The organism is Streptomyces sp. NPDC090106, assembly GCF_044747265.1.
In the GTDB taxonomy this organism is placed as follows: domain Bacteria; phylum Actinomycetota; class Actinomycetes; order Streptomycetales; family Streptomycetaceae; genus Streptomyces.
Window position 1 is genome coordinate 71,672 of sequence record NZ_JBIVDS010000015.1, and the last position, 23,754, is coordinate 95,425.

Annotated in this window: 21 protein-coding genes; 12 read left to right on the forward strand and 9 right to left on the reverse strand. The window is 72.5% G+C overall.

Annotated elements, in window-relative coordinates:
• Positions 1–184: 184 nt before the first annotated feature.
• The 4 genes from ACIPSE_RS37830 (at position 185) to ACIPSE_RS37845 (ending at position 3,772) form a co-directional block, all read left to right on the forward strand.
• Positions 185–1,714: a flavin-containing monooxygenase gene (locus tag ACIPSE_RS37830; protein ID WP_401672127.1), complete on the forward strand. Its 1,530-nt coding sequence runs from the start codon at positions 185–187 to the stop codon at positions 1,712–1,714.
• The gene (locus ACIPSE_RS37835; protein ID WP_401672129.1) at positions 1,711–2,628 is read left to right on the forward strand and encodes an alpha/beta fold hydrolase; all 918 of its coding nucleotides are present in this window, start codon (positions 1,711–1,713) and stop codon (positions 2,626–2,628) included. Before ACIPSE_RS37830 ends, ACIPSE_RS37835 begins: the two co-directional genes overlap by 4 nt.
• On the forward strand, positions 2,625–3,509 hold the full coding sequence (locus ACIPSE_RS37840; protein ID WP_401672131.1) for an SDR family oxidoreductase: 885 nt from the start codon (positions 2,625–2,627) through the stop codon (positions 3,507–3,509). Before ACIPSE_RS37835 ends, ACIPSE_RS37840 begins: the two co-directional genes overlap by 4 nt.
• A gap of 89 nt (positions 3,510–3,598) precedes the next feature.
• Positions 3,599–3,772 carry a hypothetical protein gene (locus ACIPSE_RS37845; protein WP_401672134.1) on the forward strand — a complete coding sequence of 58 codons (174 nt, stop codon included), beginning with the start codon at positions 3,599–3,601 and terminating at the stop codon, positions 3,770–3,772.
• A 187-nt stretch (positions 3,773–3,959) separates the two neighbouring features.
• On the opposite strand, the gene ACIPSE_RS37850 is transcribed toward ACIPSE_RS37845, so the two are convergent.
• Positions 3,960–7,202 (reverse strand): S41 family peptidase, encoded by a 3,243-nt coding sequence (locus tag ACIPSE_RS37850; RefSeq protein ID WP_401672137.1) that lies wholly within the window; start codon positions 7,200–7,202, stop codon positions 3,960–3,962.
• A gap of 200 nt (positions 7,203–7,402) precedes the next feature.
• Between ACIPSE_RS37850 and ACIPSE_RS37855 the strand changes: the two genes are divergently transcribed.
• From ACIPSE_RS37855 to ACIPSE_RS37885, 7 genes are all read left to right on the forward strand, one after another.
• Positions 7,403–8,005, forward strand: coding sequence for a TetR/AcrR family transcriptional regulator (locus ACIPSE_RS37855; protein WP_401672139.1), 603 nt, complete (start codon positions 7,403–7,405; stop codon positions 8,003–8,005).
• A gap of 127 nt (positions 8,006–8,132) precedes the next feature.
• Positions 8,133–10,355 carry an MMPL family transporter gene (locus ACIPSE_RS37860; RefSeq protein ID WP_401672141.1) on the forward strand — a complete coding sequence of 741 codons (2,223 nt, stop codon included), beginning with the start codon at positions 8,133–8,135 and terminating at the stop codon, positions 10,353–10,355.
• Positions 10,356–10,450: 95 nt separating this feature from the next.
• A complete protein-coding gene (locus ACIPSE_RS37865) occupies positions 10,451–11,011 on the forward strand; it encodes an isochorismatase family protein (protein WP_401672143.1) in 561 nt (186 codons plus the stop codon).
• A 113-nt stretch (positions 11,012–11,124) separates the two neighbouring features.
• Entirely contained in the window at positions 11,125–11,640 is a 516-nt protein-coding gene (locus tag ACIPSE_RS37870; RefSeq protein WP_401672145.1) for a YbaK/EbsC family protein, read from the forward strand.
• Entirely contained in the window at positions 11,637–12,482 is an 846-nt protein-coding gene (locus tag ACIPSE_RS37875; protein ID WP_401672148.1) for an EamA family transporter, read from the forward strand. Before ACIPSE_RS37870 ends, ACIPSE_RS37875 begins: the two co-directional genes overlap by 4 nt.
• A 63-nt stretch (positions 12,483–12,545) precedes the next feature.
• Positions 12,546–14,009, forward strand: coding sequence for a toll/interleukin-1 receptor domain-containing protein (locus ACIPSE_RS37880; RefSeq protein WP_401672150.1), 1,464 nt, complete (start codon positions 12,546–12,548; stop codon positions 14,007–14,009).
• A 100-nt stretch (positions 14,010–14,109) separates the two neighbouring features.
• Positions 14,110–14,385: a DUF1876 domain-containing protein gene (locus ACIPSE_RS37885; RefSeq protein WP_401672153.1), complete on the forward strand. Its 276-nt coding sequence runs from the start codon at positions 14,110–14,112 to the stop codon at positions 14,383–14,385.
• A 1-nt stretch (position 14,386) separates the two neighbouring features.
• On the opposite strand, the gene ACIPSE_RS37890 is transcribed toward ACIPSE_RS37885, so the two are convergent.
• The 6 genes from ACIPSE_RS37890 to ACIPSE_RS37915 form a co-directional block, all read right to left on the reverse strand.
• On the reverse strand, positions 14,387–15,544 hold the full coding sequence (locus ACIPSE_RS37890) for a serine hydrolase domain-containing protein (RefSeq protein ID WP_401672155.1): 1,158 nt from the start codon (positions 15,542–15,544) through the stop codon (positions 14,387–14,389).
• A gap of 46 nt (positions 15,545–15,590) precedes the next feature.
• Positions 15,591–16,043: an organic hydroperoxide resistance protein gene (locus ACIPSE_RS37895; RefSeq protein ID WP_401672157.1), complete on the reverse strand. Its 453-nt coding sequence runs from the start codon at positions 16,041–16,043 to the stop codon at positions 15,591–15,593.
• 159 nt (positions 16,044–16,202) lie between these two features.
• Positions 16,203–16,679, reverse strand: coding sequence for a MarR family winged helix-turn-helix transcriptional regulator (locus tag ACIPSE_RS37900; protein WP_401672159.1), 477 nt, complete (start codon positions 16,677–16,679; stop codon positions 16,203–16,205).
• A gap of 10 nt (positions 16,680–16,689) precedes the next feature.
• The gene (locus tag ACIPSE_RS37905) at positions 16,690–17,457 is read right to left on the reverse strand and encodes an energy-coupling factor ABC transporter ATP-binding protein (RefSeq protein ID WP_401672161.1); all 768 of its coding nucleotides are present in this window, start codon (positions 17,455–17,457) and stop codon (positions 16,690–16,692) included.
• Positions 17,445–18,206: a cobalt ECF transporter T component CbiQ gene (gene cbiQ, locus ACIPSE_RS37910; protein WP_401672164.1), complete on the reverse strand. Its 762-nt coding sequence runs from the start codon at positions 18,204–18,206 to the stop codon at positions 17,445–17,447. The genes ACIPSE_RS37905 and cbiQ overlap by 13 nt, the downstream gene beginning before the upstream one ends.
• On the reverse strand, positions 18,206–19,255 hold the full coding sequence (locus tag ACIPSE_RS37915) for an energy-coupling factor ABC transporter permease (RefSeq protein ID WP_401672166.1): 1,050 nt from the start codon (positions 19,253–19,255) through the stop codon (positions 18,206–18,208). Before ACIPSE_RS37915 ends, cbiQ begins: the two co-directional genes overlap by 1 nt.
• Before the next feature lie 201 nt (positions 19,256–19,456).
• Between ACIPSE_RS37915 and ACIPSE_RS37920 the strand changes: the two genes are divergently transcribed.
• Positions 19,457–19,831, forward strand: a complete 375-nt coding sequence (locus tag ACIPSE_RS37920) for an SsgA family sporulation/cell division regulator (protein WP_401672168.1) — start codon at positions 19,457–19,459, stop codon at positions 19,829–19,831.
• Here ACIPSE_RS37920 and ACIPSE_RS37925 read toward each other — a convergent pair.
• On the reverse strand, positions 19,805–21,553 hold the full coding sequence (locus ACIPSE_RS37925; RefSeq protein ID WP_401672170.1) for a penicillin-binding transpeptidase domain-containing protein: 1,749 nt from the start codon (positions 21,551–21,553) through the stop codon (positions 19,805–19,807). The genes ACIPSE_RS37920 and ACIPSE_RS37925 overlap by 27 nt on opposite strands.
• Positions 21,554–21,799: 246 nt before the next feature.
• On the reverse strand, positions 21,800–23,422 hold the full coding sequence (locus ACIPSE_RS37930; RefSeq protein ID WP_401672172.1) for a penicillin-binding transpeptidase domain-containing protein: 1,623 nt from the start codon (positions 23,420–23,422) through the stop codon (positions 21,800–21,802).
• Between the last annotated feature and the right edge of the window lie 332 nt (positions 23,423–23,754).

Here is a 23,754-nt window from a genome sequence, read left to right on the forward strand (position 1 = left end):
GCCACCTTGTCTGCCACGCCCGCACCCTACGTCGTGCCACGTCCCTCGTGCCGCCCTCCCGGGACACCGCGGCGTACTGCCGGTAACTTCCTCGCTCCCGACCCCTACCCATCAGTACGGAGCTGTCCTACCCTCCCATTGCGCCAGTGTTCACTGGCGGAGTCGCAGCGGGAAGGGCATCGGCATGGCCGAACAGGAGCATGTGCGGGTGGCGGTGATCGGGTCGGGCTTCGGCGGGCTCGGGGCCGCCGTACGGCTGCGGCGGGAGGGTGTCACCGACTTCGTCGTGCTGGAGCGCGCCGGCAGCGTGGGCGGCACCTGGCGGGACAACAGTTATCCGGGATGCGCGTGCGACGTGCCCTCCCACCTGTACTCCTTCTCCTTCGCGCCCCACCCCGACTGGCCGCGCACCTTCTCCGGGCAGGAGCACATCCGGGCCTATCTGGAGCACGTCACGGACGTCTTCGGGCTCCGGCCGCACATCCGGCTCGACTCCGAGGTCAAGCTGATGACCTGGGACGCCGAACGGCTCCGCTGGGACATCGAGACCAGCAGCGGACGGCTCTCCGCCGACGTCGTCGTCTCCGCGACCGGGCCGCTGTCCGACCCGAAGATCCCCGAGATCCCCGGGCTCGACTCGTTCCCCGGCAAGGTCTTCCACTCCGCGCGCTGGGACCACGAGTACGACCTGCGCGGCAAGCGGGTCGCCATGGTGGGCACCGGCGCCTCCGCGATCCAGATCGTGCCCGCGATCCAGCCGCTCGCGAGCTCCGTCACCCTCTTCCAGCGCACCCCGCCCTGGGTCATGCCCCGCATGGACCGTGCCATCAGCGGTGCCGAGCGCGCCCTGCACCGGACGCTGCCCTTCACGGCCAAGGCGCGCCGCGGACTCCTGTGGGGCATCAGGGAGTTGCAGGTCCAGGCGTTCACCAAGCACCCGGGCGAACTCGGCTTCGTGGAGAAGCTGGCGAAGGCCAACATGTCCCGCGCCATCAAGGACCCGGCCCTGCGCGCCAAGCTCACCCCCGACTACCGCATCGGGTGCAAGCGCATCCTGCTGAGCAGCACCTACTACCCGGCGCTCGCCCAGCCCAACGTGGACGTCGTCGCCTCCGGGCTGCGCGAGGTCCGCGGGTCCACGCTCGTCGCGGCCGACGGCACCGAGGCCGAGGCCGACGTGATCGTCTTCGGCACGGGCTTCCACGTCACCGACATGCCGATCGCCGAACGCGTCGTCGGCGCCCAGGGGCACACCCTCGCCGAGGCCTGGAAGGACGGCATGGAGTCGCTGCGCGGCGCCTCCGCCGCCGGATTCCCCAACTGGATGACGATCATCGGCCCCAACACCGGGCTCGGGAACTCCTCGATGATCCTGATGATCGAGTCCCAGCTGAACTACCTGGCCGACTTCGTGAAGCAGCTGGGCGCCATCGGCGGTCGCGCCGCCCTGGACGCCCGCCCGAGCGCCGTCCAGGCATGGAACCGCCGGGTGCAGCAGCGCATGGAGCGCACGGTGTGGAACACCGGCGGCTGCACCAGCTGGTACCTCGACGCGAACGGCCGCAACACCACCGTCTGGCCGGGCACCACGACCGAGTTCCGGCGCGCGACGCGCCGCGTGGACCTCGCGGAGTACGAGGTGCTGCGTGCCACGGGCGGGAACACCGCGGACGGCAGTGCCGCGGACGACACGACCGAGAAGGTGGACGCGTGAGCCGACTGATGTCCGTCTCCTCCGGGCCCTACGCCCCGCCCGTCCCCGTCCGTGAGCTCACCGCCGTCTCCGCCGACGGCGCCCGCCTCCACGTCGAGGTGCACGGCGGCGACGGCGCGCCCGCCGTCGTCCTCGCCCACGGCTGGACCTGCTCCACGGCCTTCTGGGCGGCCCAGATCAGGGACCTGGCCGCCGACCACCGGGTCATCGCCTACGACCAGCGCGGCCACGGGCGCAGCCCCGCGAGCCCCGCGTGCAGCACCGAGGCGCTCGCGGACGACCTGGAAGCCGTCCTGGAGGCCACGCTCGCGCCCGGGGAGAAGGCCGTGATCGCCGGCCACTCGATGGGCGGGATGACCGTGATGGCGGCGTCCGGGCGCGCGGCGTTCCGGCGGCACGCCGTCGCCGTCCTGCTGTGCAGCACCGGTTCCTCGCGGCTGGTCGCCGAGTCCACCGTCGTACCGATGAGGCCCGGGCGGTTCAGGACCTGGCTGACCCGGCAGGTGCTCGGCTCGCGGGCGCCGCTCGGACCCGTCACGCCGGTGGCCCGCCGCGTGCTCAAGTACGGGACGATGGGCCCGGGTTCGGCGCCGCACATGGTGGAGGCGTGCGCGCGGATCGTGCACGCCTGCCCGCGCAAGGTGCGCCACGCCTGGTCGCGGGTGCTCGACGGGCTCGAACTCGGCGACGGCGTGCGGGAACTGACGGTCCCGACGGAGGTGGTCGTCGGGACCGCCGACCGGCTCACCCCGCCGGTGCACGCGCGGGAGCTGGCCGCCGCGCTGCCGCACTGCGTGGGCACCACCGAACTCCCCGGGATCGGCCACATGACGCCGATCGAGGCACCGGAGCTGGTCACCGCCCGGATCCGGGAACTGGTGACGACGTACGCGACGATCAAGGAGGGCGCATGAGCAGGGTCAGTCTCGAAGGACAGGTCGCCGTCGTCACGGGGGCCGCGCGCGGTGTCGGCGAGCTGCTCGCGCGCAAGCTGTCCGCGCGCGGGGCGAGCGTCGCGCTCGTCGGCCTCGAACCGGACGCCCTCAAGCAGGTCTCCGAGCGGCTGCACGGCGACAGCGACCACTGGTACGCCGACGTCACCGACCACGAGGCGATGGCCCAGGTGGCGCGGGAGGTCAAGGAGCGGTTCGGGAAGGTCGACATCGTCGTCGCCAACGCCGGCGTGGCGACCGGGGGCCCGTTCGTGGACTCCGACCCGGTCGCCTGGCGGCGGGTCATCGAGGTCAACCTGATCGGCTCGGCGGTCACCGCGCGCGCGTTCCTGCCGGTGCTGATGGAGAGCCGCGGCTATCTGCTCCAGATCGCGTCGCTGGCCGCCATCACCCCGGCCCCCATGATGAGCGCGTACTGCGCGTCCAAGTCCGGCGTCGAGGCGTACGCGCACAGCCTGCGCGCCGAGGTCGGCTTCAAGGGCGTACGGGTCGGCGTCGGCTATCTCTCCTGGACCGACACGGACATGGTGCGCGGCGCCGACCAGGACGACGTGATGCGCGAGCTCAGGCAGCGGCTGCCGTGGCCGTCGAACAAGACGTACCCGCTCGGTCCGGCCGTGGACCGGATCGTCGCCGGGATCGAGCGCCGCTCCAGCCATGTGTACGGCCAGTGGTGGCTGCGCGGCATGCAGGGCGTGCGCGGCTATCTGCCGGCGATCATCGGGACGGTCGGGCAGCGCGAGATGCGGCGGTTCGGGGACCGGCTCGAAGGGATGCGCTCGGGGCTCGTCGGAGCGGGCGGACAGGCCGACGAACAGGCGCGTGTCACGCACGGTGACTGATCGACATGCGCTGGGTGTCCGGCCGTGTGAATCTGGTCGAGGCCCCGGCTAGGGGCACATCCCCACACCCCCCACGGGAGTGAACCCACATGGGTATGAAGGACCAGTTCCAGGACAAGGCCGAGCAGTGGCAGGACCAGGCCAGGCAGAAGGCCCAGGAAGCCCAGGACCGGATGCCGCAGCGCGGCCAGCGGCGTGACGAGGAGACGGAGCGCCTCCAGCAGGAGGAGCAGGACCGTCTCGACCAGGACTACGACGCCTGACGCGACACACCGCAGCACGGAGAGGGCGCCCCTGACGAGGGGCGCCCTCTCCCGCGTCCCGCGCCCGCTTCCCCCGCCTCGCGCCCGCGCCCTTTCCCGCGCCCGCGCCTTTTCCAGCACCCGCGCGCGGGCGCACGCTCTTTCACGCGCGCTCCCGATTCCGAACACGCGCCCCCGCGCGAGCCGTTCACGGACGCGGCGGCAGCTTCGGCCTCGACCGGTCCGGCACGTCCGAGTAGTCCGGTGCCGTCGCGGGCGGGTCCGTGGCCAGCAGGTCCACCGCGAGCCGCACCGCGTCGTCCAGCTGCGCGTGCCGCCCCTCCGCCCAGTCCAGCGGGGTGCGCAGCACCTCCAGGTCGGGTGTCACGCCCCGGTTCTCCACCGACCAGCCGTACGCGTCGAACCAGGCCGCGTTCATCGGCACCGTGATCACCGTGCCGTCGCCGAGCTGGTGCCGCCCCGTCATGCCGACGACGCCGCCCCAGGTGCGCTGGCCGACGACCGGCCCGAGCTTCAGCAGCTTGAACGCGGCCGTGATCATGTCGCCGTCGGAGGAGGTCGCCTCGTCCGCGAGGGCGACCACGGGCCCCCGGGGCGCGTTCGAGGCGTACGACACCGGCTGGGCGTCGCGCGTCAGGTCCCAGCCGAGGATCGTGCGCGTCAGCTTCTCGATCACCAGCTCGCTGATGTGGCCCCCGGCGTTGCCGCGCACGTCGACGATGAGCGCCGGCCGTGACACCTCCAGGCGCAGATCGCGGTTGAACTGGGCCCAGCCGGAGCCGCCCATGTCGGGGATGTGCAGATAGCCGCACCGGCCGCCGCTCAGCTCCCGCACGACCGCCCGGCGTTTGGCCACCCAGTCCTGGTACCGCAGGGGCCGCTCGTCCAGCAGCGGCACCACCGCCACCCGACGGGGCGGGCCGTCCCCCTCGGCCGAGGTGAACGTCAGCTCCACCGTCGTCGCGCCCGCCCCGGCGAGCAGCGGGTAGGGGCCCGTCAGCGGGTCCACCGGGCGGCCGTCGACATGGGTGAGCACCGCGCCCTCGCGGATGCCCGTGCCGGCCAGCGGGGAGCGGGCCTTGGAGTCGGAGGAGTCGCCCGGCAGGATGCGCCTGACGGTCCAGCGGCCGTCCCGGCGGACCAGGTTGGCGCCCAGCAGGCCCTGGCGGCGCTGGTAGTGCGGCGGGCCCTCGTTGCGGCGCGCGGGGGTGACGTAGGCGTGGGAGGTGCCCAGTTCGCCGAGGAGCTCGCGCAGCAGATCGGCGAACTCGTCGGGGGAGGAGACCCGTTCGACCAGCGGACGGTACTGGGCGAGCACCGCGTCCCAGTCGATGCCGCACATCCCCGGGTCCCAGAAGTAGGCGCGGATGAGACGGCCCGCCTCCTCGTAGGACTGGCGCCACTCGGCGGGCGGGTCGACGTCGTGGAGGATGCGGCGGGCGTCGATCCACACGGTCGAGTCGCTGTCGCCGGACTCGGTGGCGGGCACCGCGCGCAGGTCGCCCTCGTCGACCACGACCAGCCGCGAGCCGTCGCCGCTGACCGCGAACCAGTCGAGGTGGTCGATGAGTTCGGACTTCTTCGCCTTGGTGATGGAGAAGTGCTCCAGGGTCGGGCGCCCGCTGGTGTCGTCCGGGTTGGCGAAGGTCTCGCCGAGCGCGCCGGAGATCGGCCAGCGCAGCCAGACCAGCCCGCCGCCCGCCACCGGGTGCAGCGCCGAGTACTTGGACGCGGTCACCGGGAACGGCGTCACCCGGCTTGCCAGGCCCTCGATCTCCACGGTGACGGTCGTGCCGTCGCCCGGGTCGTCCTCGGCGGGGTCGAGCCCGCCCGCCGCGGGGCGGCCCTCCGGGGTCAGGGCGAACGGGGAGGGGGTTGCCGAGGAGAGCGGGACCAGGTACGGGCGGCAGCCCAGCGGGAAGGACAGGTCGCCGGTGTGCACGTCGTACACGGGGTCGAAGCCGCGCCAGGACAGGAAGGCGAGGTAGCGGCCGTCGCTGGTGAACACGGGGTTCTCGTCCTCGAAGCGGCCGTTGGTCACGTCGACGATCAGCCGGTCCTGGGGGCCCGTGCGGGAGATCCGGGTCAGCTTGATCTGCCGCAGCGAGCGCCCGATGCCCGGGTGCGACCAGGTCAGCCACGCCCCGTCCGGGGAGAAGGCGAGGTCGCGCACGGGGCCGTTGACGGACCGGACGAGCTCGGTGACCTCGCCGTCGGAGTCCTCGCCGACGTCCAGGAGGAGGAGCCGTCCGTCGTGCGAGGCGAGGGCCAGCCGCTCGCCCTGGGGGTCACAGACCATCTCCAGGACCCGGCCCAGCGCGCCCGAGGCCATCCTGCGCGGCTCGCGGTCGCCCGTCGCGCGGGGCAGGTGGGCGACCTCGACGGCGTCCTCGCCCTCCGCGTCGGTGACGTAGGCGACCTGCCCGAGCGAGCCGAGCATCTCCGGGAGGCGGACCCGGACGCCCGGGGTGTCGGCGATGGTCCGGGCGGGGCCGTCCCGGTGGGTCAGCCAGTACAGGCTGCCGCGGACGACGACGGCGCTCGCCCGGCCGGTCTCGTCGACGGAGACGCCGTCCACGTGCTGGGCCGCCGGGACCTGGTAGGTGCGGCGCCCCGCGCGCGGGCCGCTCAGCCGGACGTCCAGCCTGCGCGGCCTTCCCGAGGGGGACAGGTCGTCGACGAGCCACAGGTCGCCCGCGCACTGGTACACCACCCGGGTGCCGTCGCCGGAGGCGTGCCGGGCGTAGAAGGCGTCGTGGTCGGTGTGCCGGCGCAGGTCGGAGCCGTCGTGCGCGCAGGAGTAGAGGTTGCCGACGCCCTCGTGGTCGGAGAGGAAGGCGATCCGGCCGGCGACGAACATGGGGGAGTGGAGATGGCCGTCGAGGTGCTCCAGGAGCCGGTGGCCGTGCAGCCACAGGCGGCCCGTCGCGCCGCCCCGGTAGCGCTTCCAGCCGGCCGGTTCGTGCGGCGGGGTGCCGGTGAGCAGGAGGGTGCGGCGGTCGCCGTCGACGTCGGCGACCTGGAGGTCGGAGACCGGGCCCCAGGGGAGCTTGCGGCCGGGGTCGCCGTCGGTGGGCACCTTGTAGGCCCAGGTGAAGTACGAGAAGGGCTCGCCGTGCGAGGCGACGGCGAGGATCTGCCCCTCGGGGGTCCAGCCGCAGACCTGGGTGTCGGCGGAGCCCCAGTAGGTGAGCCGGCTGCCGGGGCCGCCTTCCACGTCCACCAGATGGATCTCCGGGACCAGGCTGCGCCAGCTCGTGTACGCGATGTGGCGGCCGTCGGGCGAGAACCGCGGATGGCCCACCTTGGTGCGGTCCACGGTGAGCCGCCAGGCTCGGTCCGCCCCGTCCACGGGGGCCAGCCACAGATCGTCCTCGGCCACGAAACACAACAGGTCGCCGCTCAGGTGCGGCAGGCGCAGATAGCTCACCTCCCCATGCTTTTCCGGGGGATGGACCGGAGCAACTTATGAAAAATGGCTCAACGCGGGAACGGGCCGGGAAGGTGCCCCGGAAGGGCGTGAGACACGACACGTACGAAACGGTTTCGTTTCGAACGGGGGTGCGCTACATTCGTCACGTACGAAACAGTGTCGTTCGCAGTCTCTGAGTGGGAGCGGGAGGCGGAATCATGACTGAGCTCGCAACGGTGCGTCGCAGTCGGATCACGCCCGAGCGCGAGGCCGAGCTGTACGGCGCGGTGCTCGACCTGCTCCGCGAGGTCGGTTACGACGCGCTCACCATGGACGCCGTCGCCGCCCGCACCAAGTCCAGCAAGGCCACGCTCTACCGCCAGTGGGGCGGCAAGGCCGAACTGGTGGCGAAGGCCGTCCGGCACTCCAAGCCGGGCTCCGGCCACCTGGGCGACATCGACACCGGGTCGCTCAAAGGCGACCTGCACGCGCACACCCTGCGCTCGGACGACTGCGAGATGGAACAGAACTCCGCGCTGATGCGAGCTCTGGCCATGACCGTCCACACCAACCCGGACCTCCTCTCCGCGTTCCGCGAACACCTCGTGGAGCCCGAGATCGCGGAGTTCCGCAAGGTGGTGCAACGTGCCATCGACCGGGGCGAGGTCCGTGCGGACAACCCGGCGATCGAGTACGTGATGCACATGATGCTCGGCGCCTTCGTCGCCCGGACGCTCCTGGAGGAGCAGCCGCCGACCCAGGCCTACCTGATCTCGTACATCGACGCCGTGGTCCTCCCTGCCCTCGGCATCACCGAGTAGCACCCTTCCCCACCTCAAGCCCCACCTGACGTATCCGCTCACGTCGTCGGGCCGATCAGCCCTGCCACCCACCGGGCCGATCACCCCTGCCCCGAACACCCCACGACCTGACCAGGAGTACGCCTCCGTGGCCACTTTCCTCTATCGGCTCGGCCGGCTGGCCTTTCGCCGACGGCACTTCGCCGCCCTCATATGGATCGCGCTGCTGACCCTCGCCGGTGTCGGCGCGGCCAGCGCCCCGACCGCCGGATCGACCTCCTTCTCGATCCCCGGCACCGAGGCCCAGAAGGCCTTCGACCTGCTGGAACAGCGCTTCCCCGGGATGAGCGCCGACGGCGCGACCGCCCGGGTCGTCTTCCAGGCGCCCGACGGCCAGAAGATGACGGACGCCGGCAACAAGGCGATCGTCGAGAAGACCGTCGACGCCCTCGGCGACGGCTCCGAGGTCGTCTCCGTCGCCGACCCCTACAAGGCGGACGCCGTCAGCGAGGACGGCACGATCGCCTACTCCTCGGTGTCCTACAAGGTCTCCGGCATGGAGCTGGAGGACTCCTCGCGCGAGGCGCTGGAGGACGCCGCCCAGCAGGCCCGGGACGCCGGACTGACCGTCGAGGTCGGCGGTGACGCCCTCCAGACCACGCCCGAGACCGGCGCCACCGAGGTCATCGGCATCGCGGTCGCCGCCGTAGTCCTCGTCATCACCTTCGGCTCGCTCGTCTCGGCCGGGCTGCCGCTGCTGACCGCGCTCATCGGCGTCGGCATCGGCGTCTCCACGATCACCGCGCTGGCCGGCGCGCTCGACCTCGGCTCCACCACCTCGACGCTGGCCATGATGATCGGCCTCGCCGTCGGCATCGACTACGCCCTGTTCATCGTCTCCCGCTACCGCGCCGAACTCGCCGAGGGCCGCGAACGCGAGGACGCGGCCGGACGCGCCGTCGGCACCGCCGGATCGGCCGTCGTCTTCGCCGGCCTCACCGTCGTCATCGCGCTGGTCGGTCTGTCCGTCGTCAACATCCCGATGCTGACGAAGATGGGCATCGCCGCCGCCGGCACCGTTGTCATCGCCGTGCTGATCGCCCTGACGATGATCCCGGCGCTGCTCGGCTACGCGGGCCGCAAGGTCAGGCCGGCGGGCGAGAAGGGCAAGCTGCTCGGCCGGCGGCGGAAGGCCCGGGACTCCGCCGGGCCCGCGAAGCCCAACATGGGCACCCGCTGGGCCAGCTTCGTCGTCCGCCGCCCCCTCGCCGTCCTGCTGCTCGGCGTGATCGGCCTCGGCGCCGCCGCGATCCCGGCCGCCTCCCTGGAACTGGGCCTGGGCGACGACGGCTCGCAGCCCACGTCCACCACCCAGCGCCGCGCCTACGACCTGCTCTCGGACGGCTTCGGGCCCGGCTTCAACGGGCCGCTGATGGTCGTCGTCGACGCCAAGGACAGCACCGACCCGGACGCCGTGTTCACCCAGGTCGGCGACGAGATCAAGGGCCTGAAGAACGTCGTCACCGTCACCCCGGCCGCGCCCAACAAGGCTGGTGACACCGCGACCATCACCGTGATCCCGGACTCCAAGCCGTCCTCGGTCACCACCGAGGACCTGGTGCACGCCATCCGCGACGCGGGCACGGACATCAAGGCCGACACCGACGCGAACGTCCTCGTCACCGGCTCCACGGCGATGAACATCGACGTCTCGCAGAAGCTCAACGACGCGCTGATCCCCTATCTGATCCTGGTCGTGGGCCTGGCGTTCCTGCTGCTGATCGTGGTCTTCCGCTCCGTCCTCGTCCCGCTGAAGGCGGCCCTGGGCTTCCTGCTCAGCGTCATGGCGGCGCTCGGCGCGGTCGTCGCCGTCTTCCAGTGGGGCTGGTTCGCCGGCCTGCTGGGCGTCGAGGAGACCGGTCCGGTGATGTCGATGATGCCGATCTTCATGGTCGGCGTGGTCTTCGGCCTCGCCATGGACTACGAGGTGTTCCTCGTGACCCGGATGCGCGAGGCCTACGTCCACGGGGAGAAGCCCCAGCAGGCCATCGTCACCGGCTTCCGGCACGGCGCCCGGGTCGTCACGGCCGCCGCCGTGATCATGATGGCCGTCTTCGCCGGGTTCATCGGCTCCTCCGAGTCGATGGTCAAGATGATCGGCTTCGGCCTCGCGATCGCCGTCTTCTTCGACGCGTTCGTGGTCCGCATGGCGATCGTCCCGGCCGTCCTCGCCCTGCTCGGCCGCCGCGCCTGGTGGCTGCCGAAGTGGCTGGACCGCGCCCTGCCCAACGTCGACGTCGAGGGCGAGGGGCTGCGCGCGCAGGACGGCCCCGGCCACCGCGACGACGACAAGGAGCTCGCGCACGCCTGATCCGGGACGGGTTGCGTGCGGGGAGAGCCGGGGTCCGCCCCGGCTCTTCTCGCACGTCAGGGCGATTGTCAGTGGCGGGGTCTAGCGTGAGGGACATGACCACACTCCAGGCACGACCCGGCACGGCCCTCCTCGTGATCGACGTCCAGAACGGCGTCGTGGGTGGGGCCCACCACCGCGACACCGTCGTCGCGCACATCGGCTCCCTGATCGAGCGGGCCCGCGCCGAGGGCGTCCCGGTCGTCTGGGTCCAGCACTCCGACGACGAACTGACCCAGGGCAGCCAGGATTGGGCGTACGTGCCCGAGCTGACCCGCGCCGACGGCGAGGCCCTCGTGCACAAGAGCTACGGCGACTCCTTCGAGGCCACCGATCTGGAACAGGTCCTCGCGGACGCCGCCGTCGGCCATCTCGTGGTGACCGGCGCCGAGTCCGACGCCTGCATCCGCTCCACGATCCACGGCGCCTTCACCCGCGGCTACGACGTCACACTCGTCTCCGACGCGCACACCGCAGGCGACAAGAGCGCCTGGGGCGCCCCGCCGGTGGACCAGGTCATCGCCCACACCAACCTGTACTGGGGCTTCCAGTCGGCGCCCGGACGCACCGCGGAGGTGACGGAGACCAAGGACGTGTCCTTCGCCGCCCCCGCGTGACCGGCGTCCCCGCGTGACCCCGCGGTCCCGGAGCGATCCGCGGGACCCGCGTGACCGCCGCCCTCGCGTAACCCGTTCGCCTGTGCGCTACACGTACCGCTAGCGTGCCCCGCATGACGACGACAGCCCAGACCGACGCCGAGGGCGGCGGAGCGCACCCCCTGTTCGCCGAGGCCCTGCGGGAGAAGGGCCTCGACGAACTGACCGCCCGGGTCCGCCGCTTCCCGGACGCCACCCGCACCGCCGCCGAGGCCGCCGCGGCGGTCGGCTGCGAGCTGAGCGAGATCTGCAAGTCGCTGATCTTCGCCGCCGACGGGGTCCCGGTGCTCGTCCTCATGGACGGCGCGTCCCGGGTGGACGTGGAACGGGTGCGCGAGGAACTCGGCGCGGGCAAGGTCACCCGGGCCGACGCCGGAGTCGTCCGGGAGACCACCGGGTACGCCATCGGAGGCGTACCGCCCTTCGGGCACCGCACCCGGACCCGGGTGCTCGCCGACCGCTCGCTGCTGGAGCACGAGGTGGTGTGGGCCGCCGCGGGCAACCCGCACGCCGTGTTCCCCATCGCGCCCGAGGACCTCGTCGCCCACGCGGGCGCCACGCTCGTGGATGTGCGCGAGCGCACCTCGTGACCCCGGGGGTCGCCGCGGCCGTCCTGGTCGCCGCGGTGACGCACGCCTGCTGGAACGCGATCGCGCACCGGATCACCGACAAGCTCGTCGGGTTCACGCTCATCGCGGGCGGCGGCATGCTGATCGGGCTGGCCATGGCGCCGTTCGTGCCCCTGCCGCCCGCCGGTGCCTGGCCGTATCTGCTCGTCTCCTCGGCCCTGCACATCGTGTACTACGCGCTGCTGATGACGTCGTTCCGGCTGGGCGACTTCGGGCAGGCCTACCCGATCGCGCGCGGCACCGCGCCGCTCGTCGTCACCCTGTTCGCCGCCCTCTTCGCGCACGAGGTGCCGGACGGCTGGGCCGCCGCCGGGATCGCCCTGTCCTGCGCGGGGCTCACCGGCGTGGCCGTGTGGGGGCTGCGCGGGCGGCGCCCGAACTGGGCGGCGATCCGGGCCGCGCTCGCGACCGGGCTGGCCATCGCGGCGTACACCGTCGTCGACGGGCTCGGGGCGCGGGCGTCCGGGGCGCCCTTCGGGTACATCGCCTGGCTGATGGTCGTGCAGGGAGGCGTGATCCCGGCGTACGCCGTGTGGCGCTGGCGCGGGCGGACCGTCGAGACGCTGCGGCCGGTCGCCCTGCTCGGACTGCTCGGCGGGTTCCTGTCGGTGGCCGCGTACGGGCTCGTGCTGTGGGCGCAGACCAAGGCGGAACTCGCACCGGTCGCGGCCCTGCGGGAATCGTCCATCATCGTCGGCGCGGCCATCGGGGCCGTGCTGTTCAAGGAGCGGTTCGGGGCGCCCCGGATCGTCGCAGCCGGCCTCCTGGTGGTCGGAATAGGACTGATGCTGCACACGGGTTAGCGCATCCCGACCGGAGTTGATCGATCGTCGGACGGGCGCGGTCCGCTGGCTAACCTGAGCCCCATGGGCGGCGTCTTCATCAACTACCGCAGGGGCGAGCACACCGGGACCGTCGAGGGCCTCGACCTGGAACTGGCCCGGTACTTCGGCCGCGACCAGGTCTTCCTCGACAGCCCCTCCCTCCTGCCCGGCCAGCGGTACGCGGACACGCTGGCGGAGCGCGTCGCGGACTGCGACGTCCTGCTCGCCGTCCTCCACCCCGGCTGGGCCGAGAGCCGGGACGAGGCCGGGGTGCGGAGGCTCGACGAGCCGCGGGACTGGGTCCGCCGGGAGATCCAATGGGCCCTGGAGAGCGGCAGGTTCGTCGTCCCGGTCCTGCTCGACGGCGCCCGGATGCCCGCCGCGTCCGAGCTGCCCGAGACGATCCGCGCCCTCGCCGGACGCAACGCCCTCCGGCTGCGCGAGGCCCACTGGGCCGCCGACCTCGCCGCCCTGGTCGCCGCCGTGGAGGGTGAGGTCGGCACCGGCTGGACGCCCGAAGCGGCACCCGAAGCAGCCGGGAGACGCCCCGGCCGGTGGCTCGGCGTGCTCACCGGGCTCGCCGCCTGCGCGCTGCTCGCGGGCCTGCCCGCCGTGCCCCAGGACGACGACTGGGCGGGCACCGACGTCCTGCCGTACACCCTGACCGCCGCCCTGATGTGCTGCGCGCTGCTGACCGCGCCGCTCGTCGCGGTCACCGCCGTACGGCTGGTGAGGCGCTCCGTCGACGGGCTGGAGCGCGAGCTGCACGCGGTGCGGCACCGCACCTACATCCGGCTCACCTGGCCGATCGGCCTCGGCGTCATCCTGCTCGGCGGATATGGGGCGCTCCGTGGCGACCAGGGGATGGCGGTGGCGCTGCCGCTGCTGCTGGTCCTCGCCGTGGCGGTCGCGCGGGCCGCCGTCACCGACATCCGGCTGCGCCGGCGCGACGCCGCCCTGTGGGCCCGCTGGCCGCACCGGCTGCCCGACCGGGTCTCCGGGGCGGTGCTGCGGCGCGCGCTCGCCCGGCTCCATGTGCGCCTCGACGGGATGTCCGCGCCCCTCTCGCGGGAGCAGCGGGAGAAGGCGCACTGGGAACTCGGCGACATCGGCGGGGCCGCCGACCGCGTGACCGCCGAGGCGGGCCGCACCCGGCGCGGCTGGCTGTGCGCGGACCACCCCTGGCTGTGCGCGCTCTACGTCCTGTGGCTCGCGCTGACCGGCGGGCTGCTCGCGGCGTCGGCCGTGGCCTTCGCGGGGGAGGGGCTCGGGACCGTGCGGCGGTACGTCGTCCTCGGGGCGGTCGTCCTCGTCGCCCTCGTGCTCGCGCTGGCCACCGTGGAGATCTCCTTCCGCCACCAGCGACGGCAGCGGCGCGAGCTGGTCCGCCAGATCACCGGCCTGCGCGCGGCCCTGACCGCCCGCGTCACCGAGCTGACCCGCCCGCCCCGCACCAAGCCGACCGCCCCGGCGGCCCGGCCGGAGGAGTACGCGGAGCCGGACTAAGCCCTGCCGGGGGATCGTGCCGCGGTCGGGAGGGTCCGGCCCTGGCCGTCGGGGCGGCGGTGGGCGCACCCTGGAAGGAGTTCTTCCGGAGGTGATCGTCATGGCGCACACCACTGTGGGCTGGCACATCGAGCTGGAGTTCCAGGAGGACGGCGAGCGCACCCGGGCGGTGGCCCTGGTGCGGCTGCCCGACGGCACCGAGGTACGGGCCCACGGGCACGCCAGCCGGCACCAGGTCGACGCCGACCAGCCGAGGGTCGGCGAGGAGATCGCGGGCGCCCGCGCGCTGAACGAGATCGCCATGCGTCTGCTCACCAAGGCGCACGACGAGATCGACGAGGCGTCGGGGCGCACGTCCCACCCGCTGCACGTCTGACTCAGACCAGCGCGGCGCGCACCGCCTTGACCAGGGCCTGGGCGCGCGGGTCCGCCGTGACCGTCTTGCGCAGACCGTTGGTCACGTAGCCGAAGGCGACGCCGCTGTCCGGGTCGGCGAAACCGAGGGCGCCGCCGCGGCCCGGGTGGCCGAAGGAGGTGGGGCCGAGGAACGGCGAGGCGCTGCCGTGCAGCATGTAGCCGAGACCGAAACGGGTGTTGATCACCAGGACGCGGTCGGGTCCTGCGGACTCCTCGGCGCGGGCCCGCTCGACGGTCCCCGGCGCGAACAGCCGCACACCGTCCACGTCGCCGATCAGCGCCGCGTAGATCCGGGCCAGCCCGTCCGCGGTGGCGATGCCGTTCGTCGCGGGCAGGGCGGCGGCCCGGTACGCGGGGTCGTTCTGGTCGGGGAACGGGGTGATCGCGGCGAAGGCGCGGTGGGTGAGGGACGCGGGGTCGGTGTAGGCGTCGGTCACCGAGCGCTTGGGCCGCATCCGCAGCGCGGCGCCGCCTTCGGGCGCCTCGATCCGGCCCACGCGCCCCGCTCGCGCGGCGTGCGCCCCGGGCAGCCCGAGCCAGAAGTCCGCGCCGAGCGGTCCGGCGATCTCGGCCGCGATCCACTCGCCGGCGCCCCGGCCCGTGACCCGGCGGACGAGCTCGTCGAGCATCCAGCCGTAGGTGAGGGCGTGGTAGCCGTGGTCGGTGCCCGGCTCCCAGGCGGGGCTCTGGGCCGCGACCGCCTCGGGGCCCCGCCGCGGGTCCAGCGCCTGTTCGGGCGTGAGCGGACGGTCCAGGGCCGGGAGCCCCGCCCGGTGGTTCAGCACGTGCCGGACCAGCACCCGCTCCTTGCCGCGCGTCTTGAACTCCGGCCAGTACGCGCCGACCGGCGCGTCCAGGTCCAGCTGCCCGCGCTCGGCGAGCATCAGGGGGACGGCGGCGGCGACGCCCTTGGTCGCGGAGCGCACGATCTGCGCGGTGCCGTGCTCCCACGGCTCACCGCCGTCGACGTCCTTCGTCCCGGCCCACAGATCGACCACCCGGCGTCCGTCGCGGTAGACGACGACGGCCGCGCCCCGGTCCCCGAGCTGCTCGAAGTTGCGTACGAACGCCTCCCTGACCGGCTCGAAGCCCTCGGCCACCGCACCGTTCACGTCCACGTCCGTGCTCCTCCTGCCGTCCCGGGCGCCGATGGGCGCGCCTGTATCACCCAAGCAGGATCGTCACGTCGATGTTCCCGCGGGTCGCGTTCGAGTACGGGCACACCGCGTGCGCCGCGTCCACCAGCTTCGCGGCGATGTCCTGGTCGAGGACCGGCAGGGAGACGCTGAGGGCGACGGCGAGGCCGTAGCCGCGGCTCCGGTTGGGGCCGAGGCCCACCTTCGCGGCGACCGTCGAGCCCGACAGGTCGTAGCCCTCGCGGTTGCCGACGAGGATGAGCGCGTTGTGGAAGCAGGAGCTGTACCCGGCGGCGAAGAGCTGTTCCGGGGTGGTGCCGTTGCCGTCCCCGCCCAGCTCCGGCGGCATCGCGACCTTCAGCTGGATCTGGCCGTCCTGGCTGGTGACGAAGCCGTCCCGGCCGCCGTGCGCGGTGGCCTCCGCGACGAACATGATCTTCGTCGGACGGGTGTCGAGGGCGTCGACGTCGGTATCACTCATGGCTGACCCCCCAGAGAACGAGCGCGCGGAGAACGGGTGTGCGCGAGTACATCGTGCACAAGGTACCTGCGAGTAGGAAACGGGTGGACGGCCAGGGGGTGGCGACCGCGGGTAACAGCAGAGGGGAGGGGCCCGTGGGGTCGGAAGGGGCGCTCGGAGTCAGAAGGGGCGCTCGGCGGCCGTTCGCGCCCGGTGTGTGAGCTGCCACAACTCCTCGCGCAACCGCGCCACGTCCGCGCCGTCGAGCCCGGTCGCCGTCTGCAAGGCGCTCGGGACGCGCGCCGCGCGCTCCCTCAGCTCCTCCCCGCGCCCCGTGCACGCGATGAGCACCGAGCGCTCGTCATGGGCCGCGCGCTCCCGGCGCACCACCCCCGCGCTCTCCAGCCGCTTGAGCAACGGCGACACCGTGCCGTAGTCCAGCCGCAGCGCCGCGCCCAGCTCCTTGACGGTGGTCTCACCGCGCTCCCAGAGCACCAGCAGGACGAGGTACTGGGGGTAGGTGAGCCCCAGCTCCTCCAGCACCGGACGGTACGCGGCCGTCACGGCGCGCTGCGCGGCGTACAGCGCGAAGCAGAGCTGGTCGTCCAGGAGCAGCGACCCGGTGGCCGCCCGCTCGTCCTCGTCCCGGTTCGTCACGCGCCCATTGTCAGGGACGCCCCGCCGCCCCGGGCACCGAACGCGGATCGAAGCCGTAGGGCAGTTCGAGGCGGTGGGCGCGCATCAGCGTGTCGTCGCCGAGGAGTTCGGCCGTCGGGCCGTCGGCCGCGATGACGCCGTCGCTCAGGATCAGGGACCGCGGGCACAGCTCCAGGGCGTACGGCAGGTCGTGCGTGACCATGAGGACCGTGACGTCCAGCGAGCGCAGGATGTCGGCGAGTTCACGCCGGGAGGCGGGGTCGAGGTTGGAGGACGGCTCGTCCAGGACGAGGATCTCCGGCTCCATGGCGAGCACCGTCGCCACGGCCACCCGGCGCCGCTGCCCGAAGGACAGGTGGTGCGGCGGCCGGTCCCTGAACTCCGCCATGCCGACCTGGGCCAGCGCCCGGTCCACCCGGGCCTCCAGCTCCGCGCCCTTCACGCCCGCCGCGGCCGGGCCGAAGGCGACGTCCTCGCGCACGGTCGGCATGAACAGCTGGTCGTCGGGGTCCTGGAAGACGATCCCGACCCGGCGCCTGATCTCCGCCATGTGCCGCTTGTCCACGGGCAGTCCGGCCACCCGCACGCTGCCCGCCCCGGCGGTGAGGATGCCGTTGAGATGGAGCACGAGGGTCGTCTTGCCGGCGCCGTTCGGCCCGAGCAGCGCGACCCGTTCACCGCGCGCGACGGAGAAGTCCACCCCGAACAGGGCCTGATGCCCGTCGGGGTAGGCGTAGGCGAGGCCGGAGACCTCCAGAGATGCAGTCACAGCGTCCATCCCAGCAGACATACGACAAGAGCCGCACCCGGCAGCACGCACGCGTACGTCCACTGCGCGCGCGACGCGGTCACCTCGTCGATGACCGGCATCGAACCGGCGTACCCGCGGCTCACCATGGCCAGGTGGACGCGCTCACCGCGTTCGTAGGAGCGGATGAACAGGGCGCCCGCGGACTTCGCGAGCACGCCCCAGTGGCGCACCCCGCGCGCCTCGAACCCGCGCGACTCCCGGGCGATCCGCATGCGCCGCATCTCGTCGGTGATGACGTCGCCGTAGCGGATCATGAAGGACGCGATCTGCACCAGCAGCGGCGGCAGCCTCAGGCGCTGGAGGCCGAGCAGGAGTTCGCGCAGCTCGGTGGTGGCGGCCAGGAGCACCGAGGCGGCGACGCCCAGGGTGCCCTTGGCCAGGACGTTCCAGGCGCCCCACAGCCCGTTCACGCTCAGGGACAGCCCGAGCACCTCGACGCGCTCGCCCTCGGCGACGAACGGCATGAGCACCGCGAACGCGACGAACGGCACCTCGATCAGCAGCCGCCGCAGCAGGAACCCGGCGGGCACGCGGGCCACGTACGCGACCGCGCCCAGCAGCACGGCGTACAGCGCGAACGCCCACATCGCCTCGCGCGGGGTGGAGACCACGACCACCACGAAGGCGAAGACCGCGGCGAGCTTGGTGTGCGGCGGGAGGCCGTGCACGGGGGAGTGCCCGTGCCGGTAGAGCCTGTGCGCGTGCCCGGCGCCCATCAGACGGTCGACGTGCCGGCCGGGGAGACGTCCCGCGCGTCACGGCGCCGCCGCACCGCCCAGAAGACACCCGTGCCCGCGACGATCGTCACACCGACGCCGATGACACCCGCGAGACCGCCGGACAGCCGGGCGTTCTCGACGTCCTTGACGCCGTAGTCGGCGAGCGGGGAGTCGGCGGCGGCGTGCTCCTCGACGTTCGCGTCGATGCCCTTGTCGGAGGCGACCTTCTCCAGGCCGTCGGGGTTCGCGGAGGCGTAGAAGCTGACGACACCGGCGAGGAGGAGCGAGGCGGCGAGACCCGCCAGCCACACCTTGCGCGGGGAACGGGCCGCCACGGGGGCCGGCTCGGGCGCGCCGGCGTCCACCAGCTCGCCGTTCACCCGCAGCTGGAGCTTCCGCGTCAGGCCGCGCGCCCCGTGCACCAGGTCCGGGCGCACCGCGATGACCGCGCCGACCGTCAGGGCGGTGATGACCGCCTCGCCGAGGCCGATCAGGACATGCACCCCGACCATGGCCGTCGCGACCTTGCCGATGGGCACGTCGGTGGTGCCGCCGACCCAGTAGATGAGCGTGAAGGCGATCGCCGCGCCCGGCACGGAGAGCAGGGCGGCCACGAAGGAGGCGACGGTGACGGTCCGGCGGCCCTGCGGCAGCACCCTCACCAGCAGCCGGAACACCGTGTACGCCACGACCGTGGTCACACAGGCCATGACGGTGATGTTCACGCCGAGCGCGGTCAGGCCGCCGTCCGCGAAGAGGATGCCCTGCATCAGCAGGACGACCGCGACGCACAGGATTCCGGTGAAGGGGCCGACGAGGATCGCGGCCAGCGCCCCGCCCAGCAGATGGCCGCTCGTCCCCGCGGCGACGGGGAAGTTCAGCATCTGCACGGCGAAGATGAACGCGGCCACGAGTCCGGCCAGCGGCGCGGTCCGCTCGTCGAGCTCGCGGCGCGCGCCGCGCAGGCTCACGGCGACGGCTCCGGCGGCGACCACACCGGCCGCGGCGGAGACAGGGGCGTTGATGAATCCGTCAGGCACATGCACCCGTAGATGATGCGGCTTATTGCGAAGGCATTGCAAGAGCGAGTGGCTCGTACGTCACGCATGTGAGACGGCCCACGCCCCGGCTGTGAGATCCCTGGCAGCCGATCCGCGTCCGGGAGCGCTCCCGCGGAAATGTGCGACATTGGAGAGGAAGCGGATGCACAGATTTCGCACAGGTCACTGACTGTAAGGGGCCGTCCGATGTCCGTAGTCGAACAGTACGCGCGCGCTCACATCGTCACGGACGCCGACGACGAGATCGCCGATCCCGAAGCCGTTCCCGTCGTGCTGCGCTACGACCCGGACGCCGACCCCCGCACCGTCCGCGTCGGCCTGCCCGGCCCCCACGAGTGGGCCTTCGAGCGGGCGCTCCTCGAACAAGGGCTCAGGGCGCCGGTCGAGGCGGGCGACGTCCGCGTGTGGCCCTGCGGCCGGGTCCAGGCCGTCGTCGAGTTCCACTCCACCCAGGGTGTCTCGGTGGTGCAGTTCGACTCCAAGGCCCTGCTGCGCTTCCTGCGCCGCACCTACACCGCCGCCCCGGTGCGCGGGTCAGCCGCCGCCCAGCTTCAGAAGTGACGCCACGATCGGACCGGCCGTGTCACCGCCGTGCCCGCCGGCCTGCACCACACCGGCCGCGGCCAGGTCGCCCCGGTACGCGGTGAACCAGCCGTTGGGCTTCTTCTGCCCGTCGACCTCCGCCGAACCCGTCTTGGCGCCGACGGTGCCGTAGACCCCCGACATCGCCTCGGCCGCCGTGCCGTAGGCCGCGGTGTACGCCATCAGCTCGCGCAGCTGGGACAGGGTGCCCGCGGACATCGTGCGGGAGGCCGTCGCCAGGGTGCGGTCGTCGACCTCCGGCGAGACGAGGTACGGCTGCCTGAAGACACCCGACTCGACGGTCGCCGACACCGACGCCATGTTCAGCGGGTTCATCCGCACCCCGCCCTGGCCGATCAGCGAGGCCGCCATCTGCGCCTTCGACTGCACCGGGACGCTGCCGTCGAAGGTGGGCACCCCGACCGCCCAGTTGTTCATCGACAGCCCGAAGACCTGCTGGGCCTGCTGGGTCAGGTCGTCGTCGTCCAGCTCGGGCGCCTGGCTGATGAAGGCGGTGTTGCAGGAGCGGGCGAAGCTCGCCTTGAAGGTGCCGCCCTTGATCTGGAACTTGTCGTCGTTCTGGAACTTCCAGCCGCCGTACGTGAAGTACTTCGGGCACGGGTGCGCCTTGTCCGCCGACGCGAGGTCCTTCTCGATCAGCAGGGAGGAGGTGACCACCTTCATCGTCGAGCCGGGCGCCAGGGAGCCCTGGAAGGCCACGTTGAAGCCGTTGCCCGCGTTGGCCACGGCCAGGATCTCGCCGGTCGAGGGACGCAGCACCACGACCGACGACCGCGCCTTCTTCGCGACCTGTGCCTCGGCCGCCGCCTGGAGCTTCGGGCTCAGCGTCGTCCGCACGGTGCCCGGCGTGCCCTCGCTCAGCTCCAGCAGGGTCTTGTCGGACAGCTTGTCCGCCTTGGACTCCTTGCCCCGGACCACCTGGAGCTCGACACCCGCCGTGCCGCCGGCCTTCTTGCCGTACTTCTCGCGCAGCCCGTCCAGGATCGAGCCCAGCGACGGGTAGGTGTCGTCGGTGAGCTCGCCGCCGTCCCGGTCGAGGGCCTTGATCGGCGGAGTCCCGGACTCGCCGGTGACCAGCTTGTCCCCGTCCTTCAGGTCGGGGTGGACGATCGCCGCGTGCCACTCGACCCGGGGCTCGCCGGTCGTCTTGTCCCGCACGACGGTCAGCGAACTCTCGTACGCCAGCGGCTTGCCGGTGCTCGCGTCGGCCGTGGCACCGCCGGTGGGCGTGGCACCGCCGGTGGGGGTGGCGCTCGCGGTCGCGTCCGCGGGCTGGTACGACACCGTGGCCTTCACGGAGAAGGGCACCTTGCCGCCGGTGCGCGTGCCCTGGGTGAGGGTGACGTCCGTGACGTGGGCGTCCTTGGTGTAGCCGGTGAGCAGGGAGGTGGCCGCCGCGGAGTCGCTGGTGACGGCCGCCGCCTCGGCGACCTTGCCCTGCTGCCAGGCGGTGAGGAACGTGCGCGCCGCGGTGTTCACCTCGGTCGCGGACAGCGGGCCCGTCTTGATCTCGGACTTGGCGTCGGCGGCGGTCGTGGCCGTACGGTCCCCGGCCGCCGGGCCGCCGTACAGGGCGTACCCGGCGAGGCCGACGCCGCCGACGGCCAGGGCGATGACCCCGCCGATCATCGCGGGCCGGTTCGTCTTCCGTCGCTCGGCGACGCGCCTTCTCTTGCCCACAGCCTCTGTTCCTCCGCGAATCCCCGGGGTCCCCGACGCCCTCTCCCGTCCCAACGACGGCAACCACCCTAGAGTCCCGTGCTGTGGGGGTGAGTTCGGCGTGACTTCGGCCACCGGTCACGTGACGTCGGCCACTTGTCGCCCGTCTCGTCGTCTGCCGTCTGCCGTCTGCCGTCTGCCGTCTAGCCGTCCGGCGCCGGCCGTCTCGTGGTCCGGCGCCGGCCGTCTCGTCGTCTCAGCCGCGTCTCAGCCGCCCGCCTGGAGGATGGCCCGCACGATCGGGCCCGCCGCGTCGGAGCCGTGACCGCCCCGCTCGGTCATGGCCGCCGCCGCGACGTCGTCACGGAACCCGGTGAACCAGCTGTTGGACGTGGCCTCGCCGTCGACCTCGGCGGAGCCGGTCTTGGCGCCGATGTCCCCGCCGAGCCCGGACATCACGGCCTGGGCGGTGCCCTGCGTGGCCGTCAGCCGCATCATCTGCTTGAGCTGCGAGGCGGTGCTGTACTTCAGCCCGTCCGCGCTGGCCAGCTCACGGTCGTCGAGCCCCGGCGCGACCAGGTAGGGCTGGTGGAAGGCGCCGGTGATCGCGGTCGCCGTCACGGACGCCATGTTCAGCGGGTTCATCGTGACCTGGCCCTGGCCGATGGCGTTCGCCGCCCGGTCCGGGCCGCTGACGGCGGGGACGCTGCCGTCGGCGGAGGAGATGCCGGTCTTCCAGTTGTCGCGGCCGAGCCCGAACTTGTCCTCGGCTTCCTGGGTCAGCGACTCGTCGGTGAGCGGCTTCTCGTCGATCAGCTTGATGAAGGCCGTGTTGCAGGAGCGCAGGAAGCTGTTGGCGAGCGTCGCCCCCTCGTTCGGCTTCATGTCCGTGAGGTTGTGGAAGGTCTGGCTCTGCCAGACCGCGGTGTCCGGGCAGGGCGCCGGGCCGTTCATCGACGTCACGCCGTTGTCGATGAGCATCGCCGAGGTGACGATCTTCATCGTGGAGCCCGGGGCGACCTTGCCCTCGAAGGCCGCGTTGAACCCGTCCTCGCGGTGGTTGGCGACCGCCAGGATCTCGCCGGTGCTCGGCTTCACGGCCACGACCGACGACTCGGCGTACTTCGTGACGGCCTTCTCGGCCGCGGCCTGGGCCGCCGGACTGATCGTCGTCCGCAGCCTGCCCGCCTCGCCCTTCGACAGGGTCAGCAGCGAGCTGTCGGGCGAGCCGTCGGCGTCGTGGCGCACGTACAGCTCGACCCCCGGGGTGCCGCCCGCCTTGCCGCCGTACTTGGCGCGCAGGGCGTCCAGGACGGGCGCGAGGGACGGGTACTTCCGCGCGGTCAGGACGGTGCCGTCGCGGCCCAGCGCCTCGATGGGCGGGGCCGAGGACGAGCCGGTCACCAGGTGGTCGAGGTTCGTGCGCAGCCCCGGATGCACCACCGACGGCTTCCAGTCGACCAGCGCCCGCCCGGAGGTCTCCCCGCGCACCACGGTCAGCTCGCTCTTGTACGACAGCGGCTTGGACACGCCCTCGTACGACACCGTCGCCTTCACCGTGAACGGGACGGTCCTGCCCTGCGCCGTGCCCGGGGTGATCCTCACGGAGCCGATGTGCGCGTCCTCGCCGTACTCGGTGAGCAGCGTGCGCGCCGCGGCGTCGTTGTTCGTGAACGTCGCCGCGGTGCCCGGCGATCCCTTCTCCCAGGCCGCGAAGAACTTCCCCGACGTCTCCTCGACCTCGTCCGCGCCGGGCGGCCCGGACCTCGCCTCGGAACCGCCCGCCCCGCCGTTCAGCGCGGACACGATGTTGAACACGCCGTACCCGGCCCCGCCGACCATCACGGCGAACACACCGCCGATGACGGCGGTCCTGACCCCCTTGCCCATGGAACTGATCCCCTCCCCGTAATCAGTCCTCGCACTGTAAGTGGCCTGAGCGAAAACTGTGGAGGGTGTTTCCTTTTGGTGTTCCCGTTGGTGACCGAAGCGAGACCGGTTCGTGGTCCAGACCTGTCAGGGAGCGCTAGACCCAGGTGTCCAGCCACATCCGTGAACGCCAGTCCTCGATCGGGATGGCCTGGCCGGTGTAGATCGGCCAGAAGTAGATGAAGTTCACCCTTGAGCAGGCGCGATCCATCCCGACCAGCGGGTTTCGTCGCCGACTGCTTGCCCGCAGGTCCGTCGGGCCGTCCCTGGGCCGTCAGGTTGGCCGCCGCTGC